At 75.3% G+C, this 10,131-nt stretch carries 10 protein-coding genes; 8 read left to right on the forward strand and 2 right to left on the reverse strand.

Annotated elements, in window-relative coordinates; all coding sequences use genetic code 11:
- Both PSR1_RS18210 and PSR1_RS18215 read right to left on the reverse strand, forming a co-directional pair.
- Positions 1-876 (reverse strand): hypothetical protein (locus PSR1_RS18210; RefSeq protein ID WP_059438863.1); only part of this gene is annotated, 876 nt, incomplete at its 3' end.
- Positions 877-1,025: 149 nt separating this feature from the next.
- The gene (locus PSR1_RS18215) at positions 1,026-1,241 is read right to left on the reverse strand and encodes a TIGR04563 family protein (RefSeq protein ID WP_011420549.1); all 216 of its coding nucleotides are present in this window, start codon (positions 1,239-1,241) and stop codon (positions 1,026-1,028) included.
- A 506-nt stretch (positions 1,242-1,747) separates the two neighbouring features.
- On the opposite strand from PSR1_RS18215, the gene tilS reads away from it, so the two are divergent.
- The 8 genes from tilS to PSR1_RS18255 all read left to right on the forward strand — a co-directional run bounded on the left by tilS (position 1,748) and on the right by PSR1_RS18255 (position 10,040).
- Positions 1,748-3,103, forward strand: coding sequence for a tRNA lysidine(34) synthetase TilS (gene tilS / locus PSR1_RS18220; RefSeq protein WP_059438864.1), 1,356 nt, complete (start codon positions 1,748-1,750; stop codon positions 3,101-3,103).
- Positions 3,104-3,224: 121 nt separating this feature from the next.
- Positions 3,225-5,132, forward strand: coding sequence for an ATP-dependent zinc metalloprotease FtsH (gene ftsH / locus PSR1_RS18225; protein WP_059438865.1), 1,908 nt, complete (start codon positions 3,225-3,227; stop codon positions 5,130-5,132).
- A gap of 48 nt (positions 5,133-5,180) precedes the next feature.
- Positions 5,181-6,032 (forward strand): dihydropteroate synthase, encoded by an 852-nt coding sequence (folP, locus tag PSR1_RS18230; RefSeq protein ID WP_082100300.1) that lies wholly within the window; start codon positions 5,181-5,183, stop codon positions 6,030-6,032.
- A 22-nt stretch (positions 6,033-6,054) separates the two neighbouring features.
- The gene (gene cdaA / locus PSR1_RS18235; RefSeq protein WP_059438866.1) at positions 6,055-6,936 is read left to right on the forward strand and encodes a diadenylate cyclase CdaA; all 882 of its coding nucleotides are present in this window, start codon (positions 6,055-6,057) and stop codon (positions 6,934-6,936) included.
- Positions 6,923-7,312 (forward strand): hypothetical protein, encoded by a 390-nt coding sequence (locus PSR1_RS18240; protein ID WP_059438867.1) that lies wholly within the window; start codon positions 6,923-6,925, stop codon positions 7,310-7,312. The genes cdaA and PSR1_RS18240 overlap by 14 nt, the downstream gene beginning before the upstream one ends.
- A gap of 9 nt (positions 7,313-7,321) precedes the next feature.
- Entirely contained in the window at positions 7,322-8,815 is a 1,494-nt protein-coding gene (gene glmM / locus PSR1_RS18245) for a phosphoglucosamine mutase (RefSeq protein WP_237758129.1), read from the forward strand.
- Between the two features lie 76 nt (positions 8,816-8,891).
- Complete coding sequence (locus PSR1_RS18250) at positions 8,892-9,620, forward strand: pyridoxine 5'-phosphate synthase (protein WP_059438868.1); 729 nt, start codon at positions 8,892-8,894, stop codon at positions 9,618-9,620.
- 33 nt (positions 9,621-9,653) lie between these two features.
- Positions 9,654-10,040, forward strand: coding sequence for a holo-ACP synthase (locus PSR1_RS18255; protein ID WP_059438869.1), 387 nt, complete (start codon positions 9,654-9,656; stop codon positions 10,038-10,040).
- Positions 10,041-10,131: the final 91 nt, after the last annotated feature.

Below are 10,131 nucleotides of genomic sequence, written 5' to 3' on the forward strand. Positions count from 1 at the left end.
CGTGCCGGCGGTGTCCGCCACGAGGCGCTCCAGCGCCTTCACCGCGTCGGCCGCCGGCGCCTCGCCGGCCAGGGCCAGCTTGGCGAGGCCGTAGGCGGCGCGCGGGTGGGTGGGCGAGGCGGTCAGCGCGGCCGCGTACGCGGCGCGGGCGGTGGCCGCGTCCCCTCGGGCCCGGCGCGCCACGTCGCCGTGCAGGGCGAGGCCGGCCGGCAGCGTGCGATCGGCGGCGGCGGCCTGGGCGGCGTCGGCCGCGGCCGCGAGCGAGCCGGCCGCGAGCGCGATGCGCGCCTGCAGCGCGTCGGCGAAGCGCGAGCCCTGCGCCGCGGCGGCCGCGGCGGTGGCGTCGCCGAGGCTGCGCCGCGACAGCGCGAGCGTCCCGCTCGCCAGGCTGGCCCAGCGCGGCACCTCGGCGGCGCGGCCGGGCTCGACCAGGAGCGCCTCGGCCTGCGCGCCGGCGGCCTCGTCGCGGTAGTCCACGTGCAGCGCCGCGAGCGCGTACGCGCGGAGGCTGCCGGCGTCCAGCGGGTCGAGCGCGGCGAGCGGCTCCAGCAGGTCCGCCGCCTCGCGGTATCCCGCCGCGGTGTCGAGGCGGATCAGCTCCTCGGCGCGCTGCATCCCGGCCTGGAGCGCCTGCCGGCGGTGGTGCGCGCGGTAGGCGAGCAGCGCGGCCCCGAGGAGCAGGACCACGCCCGCGCCGGCGAGGAGCGTCACCCGGGACCGGCGGGGCGGCCGCGAGGCGCCGGGCGAGGGGGCGCGGGGGCGCGCCGGACCGTCGCCGTCGAGGTCGGCGGGCGGGGCGTAGGAGTCGTCGTCGATCTCGACGAAGCCGTCCTCGGACGGCGCCGCGGCAGGGTCGGGCAGGGGGGGCTTTCGCATCGGCAGGTCGGGGGCGGGGGGCACGGCGAGGGTACTGCCCGCCCATGCCCCGGGTCAAAAGACCGACGCAAAAAAGGCGAGCCCGCACCGGATGGACCGGTGCGGGCTCGCGAAAGCTCTCGAGACGTCGGCGGCGAGGGCCGCGGCTGCTAGATGCCCTTCTCCTCGCGCTCGTCCTCCCGCGCGACGCCGGACAGCACGTCGTTGACGGACGGGAAGCGCATGATCTCGCCGCGGGCGATGCGCCAGGCCTGCTGGACGATCCACGAGAGCGACCGATCCTGCCGGTTCGCTTCCGCCTGGATCTCGTTCAGCATGTCCTCGGGGAAGTACAGGGACTGCTTGCGCTTGTCGGTGCCGGCCATCACTGCTCCATGCTGTGGGGCAAACGACGGCGTTGTACGCTGGGATCGCTCCGTCGGTCAAGCTTTCATCCACCCGACGGGGCGCACCCACCGTGAGGCTGGCGCGACGGGGTCTCGCTCGCCCGATGCGCGGCGAGGCGGGCGCGAGCGCAGGAAATCCCCGCGCGGATGCTGGGAACGGAGGCGTGGTGATGGGCCGGGTCGGGCGGCACGAAAGAAGAGAGCCGGCATCGCTGCCGGCTCTCCGTGGGCCCAGAGGGGGAGGGGGGGACCCCTAGGCCCAGCGCCACAAACTTGTCCCATCCTGCGCGGTCGTCAACACCGGCGACCCAACATCGCATTCCACAACGGATCCCACAACTTGCCGCTGCGACGGGGAAGGCGGCAGGCTGCGCGCTCCAGCCACTCGAACCCGTCGGCCGGCGATCGCATTCCCGGCGCGGTTCGGGGCTCGGTGCGCGCCCGACCCGCGCGCCTCCGCGCCGGGGCCGAGGAGCCCCGCCTGCATGCCATCCCCTGACCTCCACCCGTACCCCGCCGCCGTCCTCGAGACCGCCCGTCGCCGGCGCCTGTTCGGCCCCGCGGACCGCGTGCTCGTCGCGCTCTCCGGCGGCGCCGACTCGACCGCGCTGCTCGCCGCGCTGGCCGCGCTGCGCGACGCGGGGGCGCTCGCGGAGGTGCGGGCGCTCTACCTGGACCACGGCCTGCGGGCGGGCAGCGAGCCCGAGGCGGCCTCGGCCCGGGCCGCGTGCGCACGGCTCGGCGTGCCGCTCGAGGAGCGGCGCCTCGCGGTGGGCGCCGGCAACGTGCAGGCCGAGGCGCGGCGGGTGCGCTACGCGGCGCTCCGCGAGGCGGCCGCCCGCGCCGGCTCGACGCGGATCGCCACCGGCCACACGCTCGGCGATCAGGCCGAGACCGTGCTGCTGCGCCTGCTCCGCGGCGCCGGCGCGCGCGGGCTCGGGGCCATCCCGCCGCGGCGCGGGGTGGTGATCCGGCCGCTCATCGACCGCACGCGCGCGGAGGGGGACGCCTACCTGCGGGCGCTCGGGCTGGGCTGGGCCGACGATCCCACGAACGCCGCCCCCCGCTACGCGCGGAACCGGCTGCGGCTCGAGCTCTGGCCGCTCCTGCGGGCGGTGGCTCCCGCGGCGGACCGCGCCCTGGCCCGCGCCGCCGACCTGGCCCGCGAGGACGAGCGCGCGCTCGACCGGCGGGCGCGCGCGGTCGCCGGCGACGGCGCCGCCGTGGACGTGGCGGCGCTCCGCGGCGAGCCGCTCGCGGTCCGGCGCCGGGTGGTGCGGCGGCTCTGGCGCGCGGCGACCGGCAGCGGAAGGGCGCTCGAGGCGCACCACGTGGCGGCGGTGCTGGCGCTGCTCCGTCGCGGGCGGCCCCGCGAGATCGCGCTGCCGGGCGGGCGGCGGGCGCGGTGCCGCTACGGGCGGCTGGAGCTGCTCGAGGGCCCGGCGGCGCCGGCCCCGGAGGTCGCGCCGGTGGACGTCCCGGGGCCGGGGCGGTACGCGCTCCCGGGGCTGCGGATCGTCGTGGAGGTCGGCGCGGCCCGGCCGGACGCGGTGCCCTGGCCGCTCACGCTCCGCACCCGCCGCCCGGGGGATCGCTTCCGGCCGGACGGCGGGCCGGGCGGGACGAAGCTGAAGCGCTGGCTCATCGACCGGAAGGTGCCGCGCGAGGCGCGCGACCGGCTGGTGCTCCTCGCCGCACCCGGGGACGCCATCCTGGCGGTTCCGGAGCTGGGCGCCGTCGCGGAAGGGCTGGGCCCTTCGGGCGCCGGGCTGCGCGTGCGCATTTCGGCCGCGCCGGGGACGGACGGCTCGTACTGCAAAGGGGGTGAGGGCCTGTTATAACGGGCACCTGGCCCGGGCGTCGCCTGGCCGGGCGCCTGGCGGCGCGGGGCGCGGTGCGGAAGAGTCGGACCTCGCCGTCGGTTCCGGTCGATCGACGCTCCACCGAAGGGGAAATCGAGCCTTGCGACAGTCCTACAAGACCGCCCTGCTCTGGGTCTTCCTGATCGTGATGTTCATCGCGCTCTGGAAGCTGTTCGAGCAGCGGGGGCGCGAAGCGAAGTCCTACAACTGGTCGCAGTTCATGTCGAAGGTCGAGGCGGGCGAGGTGAAGGAGGTCACCGTCAAGGACCTCGACTACTTCGGCCACCTGCGCGACGGCTCCGACTTCGTGACCACCGGGCCCATCGACGCCTCCGCGACCATCGCGGAGAAGCTCCGCGAGAAGGGCGTCAACCTCACCTACCAGAAGCCCGAGCAGAACTCGCTCTGGGTGACGGTGGTGCTGCAGTACCTGCCGCTCGTCTTCGTGTTCCTGCTCATCTTCTTCTTCATGCGCCAGCTGCAGTCCGGCGGCGGGAAGGCGATGAGCTTCGGGAAGTCGCGCGCGAAGCTGATGACCGAGCACCACAACAAGATCACGTTCGCGGACGTGGCCGGCATCGACGAGTCGCGCGACGAGCTCGAGGAGATCATCTCCTTCCTGAAGGACCCGAAGAAGTTCACGCGCCTCGGCGGCCGCATCCCGAAGGGCGTGCTGCTCATGGGCCCGCCGGGCACCGGCAAGACGCTGCTGGCCCGCGCCGTGGCCGGCGAGGCGGGCGTCCCGTTCTTCTCCATCTCCGGCTCGGACTTCGTGGAGATGTTCGTGGGCGTCGGCGCGAGCCGCGTGCGCGACCTGTTCGAGCAGGGCAAGAAGAACGCCCCCTGCATCATCTTCATCGACGAGATCGACGCCGTCGGCCGCCACCGCGGCGCCGGCCTGGGCGGCGGCCACGACGAGCGCGAGCAGACGCTGAACCAGCTGCTCGTGGAGATGGACGGCTTCGAGTCGAACGAGGGCGTCATCCTCATCGCCGCCACCAACCGGCCCGACGTGCTCGACCCGGCGCTGCTGCGCCCGGGCCGCTTCGACCGCCGCATCGTGGTGCCGCGCCCCGACCTCAACGGCCGGCTCGGCATCCTCAAGGTGCACACCAAGAAGACCCCGCTCGACGCGCAGGTGGACCTCACCCAGATCGCGCGCGGGACCCCGGGCTTCTCCGGCGCCGACATCGAGAACCTCGTCAACGAGGCGGCGCTCTACGCCGCGCGGCGCAACAAGGAGAAGCTGGCCATCGAGGACTTCGAGTTCGCGAAGGACAAGGTGATCATGGGCACCGAGCGGCGCTCGATGATCATCTCCGAGAAGGAGAAGCGCACCACCGCCATCCACGAGGCGGGGCACGCGCTGGTCGCGAAGATCCTCCCGGGCACCGACCCGGTGCACAAGGTGACCATCATCCCCCGCGGCCGCGCGCTGGGCCTGACGCAGCAGCTCCCGCAGGAGGACCGGCTCAACCTCAACCAGGAGTTCGCGCTCAACCAGGTGGCGATCCTGATGGGCGGCCGGCTCGCCGAGGAGATCACCTTCGGCCAGAAGACCACCGGCGCCGGCAACGACATCGAGGTCGCGACCAACCTGGCCCGCTCCATGGTGTGCGAGTGGGGCATGAGCGAGAAGATGGGCCCGCTCGCCTTCGGCAAGAAGGAGGGCGAGGTCTTCCTCGGCCGCGAGATGGCGACCGCGCACAACTACTCCGAGCAGACCGCGCGCGACATCGACGCCGAGGTGCACCGGATCGTCACCGAGCAGTACGAGCGGGCGAAGAAGGTGCTGCTCGAGAACCAGCCGCTGCTGAACGCCATCGCCGACGCGCTCATCGAGTACGAGACGCTCGACGCCGCCGACATCGACGTGCTCATGGGCGGCGGCACCATCAGCCGGCCCCCGCCGGCGAAGCCCATGGTGCCGACGGCCGCCGAGAAGGGCGGCAAGCGCGGCGGGCTGCTGGACGCGGTGGGCGGCATGCCCGCGGCGGGCAAGGCCTGAGCGGCGCGGCGCCCGCCCCGGCGGGCGCCGGCCGGAGACGACCTCGCGATGCGGATGCGGATCGGGGCCAGGCTCTTCGACGGGCCTGGCCCCTTCGTCATGGGGGTCGTGAACGCGACCCCGGACTCGTTCTCGGACGGCGGCCGCTTCCTCGAGCGCGACGCGGCGGTGGCGCACGCGCTGCGGCTCGCGGACGAGGGGGCCGACCTGGTGGACGTGGGCGGCGAGTCCACCCGCCCCGGCGCGCCGCCGGTGGCGGCCGAGGAGGAGCTGCGGCGGGTGGTGCCGGTGATCGCCGCGCTGCGCGCCCGAGGGTTCACGCTCCCGATCTCGGTGGACACCTGGAAGGCCCGGGTGGCGCGGGAGGCGCTCGCGGCCGGCGCGGACCTGGTGAACGACGTGACCGGCCTCGCCGACCCGGACATGGGCGGCGTGGTCGCGGCGGCGGGCGTGCCGGTGGTGCTGCAGCACATGCGCGGCACCTTCGCCGACATGGCCTCGCGCGCGGCGTACGGCGACGTGGTCGCGGAGGTCGGCGCCGAGCTGCGCGCCGCGCTGGCCCGGGCCGAGGCGGCCGGGATCCCGCGCGACCGCGTGGTGCTCGACCCCGGCATCGGCTTCGCGAAGGACGCCCGGCACAGCCTGGAGCTGCTGGCGCGGATCGGCGAGCTCCGGACGCCCGGGTGCCCGCTGCTGGTGGGGCCCTCGCGCAAGAGCTTCATCGGGAAGATCACCGGGGCGCCCGCGGCGGAGCGCCTGCCCGGCACGCTCGCGGCGGTGACCGCGTGCGTGCTGGCCGGCGTCGAGCTGGTGCGCGTCCACGACGTCGCGGCCGCCCGGCAGGCGGCCGACGTCGCCGCCGCGATCCGCGGAGCGGCGCGCGCGGCCGGTCCGCTGTAGACTGCCGCGCCGGAGAAGCCCGTTGCAGCGGATCCTCGTCTACCTCATCGGCCCCGACGTCACCCTCGGCGACCTCGCGCTCGCGCTGGTGGACATCGGCCTCGTCGCGTACCTCGTCTACCGCGTGCTCCGCGTCATCCGCGGCACGCGCGCGGTGGCCGTGCTGTTCGGGCTCTTCCTGCTCGGCGTCGGGTACCTCGGCGCGCAGGCCGCCGGGCTGGAGACGCTGAGCTGGGTGCTCGGCCACTTCCTCAGCTACTCCTTCATCTTCGGCGTGATCGTCCTGTTCCAGTCGGACATCCGCCGCGCGCTGGCCGAGCTGGGCCGCTCCTCGCGCCTGCTCGCCGCGCTCTCGCGCGACGACCTCGCCACCCAGCGCGGCGCGGTGGACGCGGTGGTGAAGGCCGCCGGGGAGCTGGCCCGGCGCCGGCACGGCGCGCTCATCGTGCTGGAGCGCTCGGCCGACCTCTCCGACGTCATCGACTCCGGGCTGCGCGTGGACGCGGCGGTCACCTCCGAGCTGCTCCTGTCCATCTTCCTGCCGGCCGGGCCCATCCACGACGGCGCCGCGGTGATCCAGGGCGCGCGCCTCGCCGCCGCCGGCTGCCTGCTGCCGCTCTCCGCCGCCGAGGCGCCGCAGGAGCTGGGCACGCGCCACCGCGCGGCGCTGGGCCTCGCCGAGGAGGTGGACGCGGCGGTGGTGGTCGTCTCGGAGGAGCGCGGCGAGGTCTCGGTCGCGCTCGAGGGCACGCTGCACCGCGCGCTCGACGAGAAAGCGCTCCGGACGCTGCTCTATTCACTGTTCGTCACCAAGGGGCGCGGCACCGGCGGCCCCGCCGGGCGCCCCGCGCCCGCGAGCGGCCCCCACCCGGCCGGGCAGGGAGCGCCCCGTGCGGCGATCTGACCTCGCGCTCGCGCTGCTCGCGGTGGCGGCGGCGGTCGCCCTGTTCCTCGTGGTCCGCGGGGAGCGCCGGGTCACCGCGACCTACGCGGTCCCGGTCGTGGCCACGCTGCCGAAGGACCTGGCCCCGGAGCCGGCGCTCCCGTCCGAGGTGAGCGTGGCCATCTCGGGCCCGTGGGCCCGCCTGCGCACCCTCGACCCGTCCGCGCTCGCGCTCCGCGCCGAGCTGTCGCGCACCGGTCCCGGGGTGGCCACCTGGTACCTCCGCTCCGAGGCGCTCCACCTTCCGCGCGGGCTCCGCGTGGACGCGATCCACCCTGCGCAAGGCTCCGTCGAGCTCCACCGCGCGCCGGTTGAAGGCGCACCCACCCACCCATAGGTTGACGCGATGACCACCCCCGCGACCCGCACCCGCCCCGCCGCCGACGGCGCCCCACCCCGCGCGCCCCGCCCCGCCGGCGCCCGCAACGGCGTCCACGCGCCGCCCGCCGCCCGGCCCGCGCCGGTGGCGCGCCGGCTGTTCGGCACCGACGGGGTGCGCGGGGTCGCGAACGTGCACCCCATGACCGCCGAGATGGCGCTCCAGCTCGGGCGCGCGCTCGCCTACATCGTGCGGAGCGGGCCGCACCGGCACCGGATCGTGATCGGGAAGGACACCCGGCTCTCCGGCTACATGCTCGAGCAGGCCATCGCCTCGGGCATCTGCTCGATGGGCGTGGACGTGATGCTGTGCGGCCCGCTGCCCACGCCCGGCATCGCCTTCGTGACCCACTCGATGCGCGCCGACGCGGGCGTGGTGATCAGCGCCAGCCACAACCCGTACCAGGACAACGGCATCAAGTTCTTCTCGCGGGACGGGTTCAAGCTCCCGGACGAGCTGGAGCTGCAGATCGAGCGCCTCGTGCTGGACGCGGGCGAGGACGACGCCGGCGCCGAGGAGTTCCGCGCGCTCCGCCCCACCGCCACGCGGATCGGCAAGGCGAAGCGCATCGACGACGCCATCGGCCGCTACGCGCAGTTCCTGAAGACCATCTTCCCGAAGGAGCTGACGCTGGACGGGCTGACGGTGGTGGTGGACTGCGCCCACGGCGCCGCCTACCACGTCGCGCCGGCGGTGTTCGAGGAGCTGGGCGCGAAGGTCATCCCGCTCAACGTGAAGCCGGACGGCAAGAACATCAACGACGCCTGCGGCGCCGTGCACCCCGAGTCGATGGCGAGGGCGGTGAAGCGCCACGGCGCGGACCTCGGGCTGGCGCTCGACGGCGACGCCGACCGCGTGATCCTGGCCGACGAGCACGGCAACGTGGTGGACGGCGACGCCATCATGGCGCTGGTGGGGCGCGACCTGCTCGCCCGCAGGGCGCTCGCCAAGAAGACCGTGGTGGCCACCGTCATGTCCAACCTGGGCCTGGAGCGGGCGCTCGCGCCGCTCGGCGGCAAGGTGGTGCGGACCGCGGTGGGCGACCGCTACGTGGTGGAGGAGATGCGCCGGAGCGGCTACTCGTTCGGCGGCGAGCAGTCCGGGCACCTGGTGTTCCTCGACCACGTCACCACCGGCGACGGCGTCGCGGCGGGGCTGAACGTGCTCGCGGTGATGGTGCGCGAGGGCAAGCCGCTCTCCGAGCTGGCCCGCTGCTTCGAGCCGTTCCCGCAGGCGCTCGTCAACGTGGAGGTGCGCGAGAAGCGGCCCGTCGCCGAGCTGCCCGGGGTGGCGAAGGCCATCGCCGCCGCGGAGAAGGCGCTCGGGGCCGAGGGGCGGGTGCTGGTCCGGGCCTCCGGCACGGAGAACAAGGTGCGCGTGCTGGTGGAGGGGCCGGACGGGAAGCGCGCCCGGGCGCTCGCCGACGGCATCGCCGCCGAGCTGCGCCAGGCCATCGGCTAGGCGCGGCGGGCCCGCCGCCGGGGCGGCCCACGAACGTCCGGCGGCGGGGCGGGTTCCGCGGTAGACTCCGGCCGCCATGCCCGCACGCCTCGGAGTCAACGTCGATCACGTCGCGACGCTGCGCCAGTCGCGCCGCACCCAGTACCCGGACCCGGTCGCCGCGGCGGTGCTCGCCGAGATGGGCGGCGCCGACCAGATCACCATCCACCTGCGCGAGGACCGCCGGCACATCCAGGAGCGCGATCTCCAGGTGCTGCGGAAGACCGTCTCGAGCCGGCTCAACCTCGAGATGGCCGCCACGCAGGACATGGTGAAGATCGCCTACGGGGTGAAGCCGGACATCGCCACGCTGGTGCCGGAGCGCCGCGAGGAGCTCACCACCGAGGGCGGCCTGGACGTGGTGGGCGGCCGCGAGCACGTGCGCAAGGTCGTGAAGACGCTGCGCGACGCCGAGATCGAGGTCTCGCTGTTCATCGACCCGGACGTCGACCAGGTGAAGGCGGCCCACCGCGCCGAGGCGGAGGTGGTGGAGCTGCACACCGGCCGCTACTGCGACGCGCGGCTCGCCTCCGACCGCCGGCGCGAGCTCTCGCGCGTCATCGACGCCTGCAAGGCGGCCGCGAAGCTGGGGCTGCGGGTGGCGGCGGGCCACGGGCTGAACTACCAGAACGTGCTGCCGGTGGCCGCCATCCCGGAGATCGAGGAGCTGAACATCGGCCACTCGATCGTGGCGCGGGCGGTGCTGGTGGGGTTCGAGCGCGCGGTGCGCGAGATGCGCGAGCTGCTGCGCGAGGCGCGCCCGTAGCGCGGGGCGCCGCCCGGCGAGGGAGGAGCGGGCGTGATCCTGGGGCTCGGCCTGGACGTGGTGGAGGTGGCCCGGATCCAGCGGATCCTGGCCGGCCCGCCGGCGCGCGCGGAGCGGTTCCTGGCGCGGGTGTTCGCGCCGGCGGAGCGCGCCTACTGCGACGCGCGGCAGGACCGCGCCACCCGCTACGCCGCGCGCTTCGCCGCGAAGGAGGCGGCGGTGAAGGCGCTCGGCACGCCGGAGGGCGTGCGCTGGCTGGACCTGGTGGTCGAGCGCGGGACCGGCGCGCCGGCGCTGGCGCTGGACGGCGTCGCGGCCGAGGCGGCGCGGCGCATGGGCGTCGCGCGCGTGCACCTCACGCTCACGCACGACGGCGGCGTGGCGGTCGCGGCGGTGATCCTGGAGGGAGCCGGGCCATGAGGCTGGTGGGCGCGGCGGAGATGCGCGCGATCGACCGGGCCGCCATCGACGGGCTGGGGATCCCCTCGCTCGAGCTGATGGAGCGGGCCGG

This window comes from Anaeromyxobacter sp. PSR-1, assembly GCF_000964525.1.
Taxonomy (GTDB): domain Bacteria; phylum Myxococcota; class Myxococcia; order Myxococcales; family Anaeromyxobacteraceae; genus Anaeromyxobacter.

Excerpts from the sequence above, each read along its gene's own strand:
- PSR1_RS18215 (WP_011420549.1), bottom strand. The coding sequence starts at position 1,241 with ATGGCCGGCACCGACAAGCGCAAGCAGTCCCTGTACTTCCCCGAGGAC.
- tilS (WP_059438864.1), top strand. The coding sequence starts at position 1,748 with ATGCCATCCCCTGACCTCCACCCGTACCCCGCCGCCGTCCTCGAGACC.
- folP (WP_082100300.1), top strand. The coding sequence starts at position 5,181 with ATGCGGATGCGGATCGGGGCCAGGCTCTTCGACGGGCCTGGCCCCTTC.
- glmM (WP_237758129.1), top strand. The coding sequence starts at position 7,322 with ATGACCACCCCCGCGACCCGCACCCGCCCCGCCGCCGACGGCGCCCCA.
- PSR1_RS18250 (WP_059438868.1), top strand. The coding sequence starts at position 8,892 with ATGCCCGCACGCCTCGGAGTCAACGTCGATCACGTCGCGACGCTGCGC.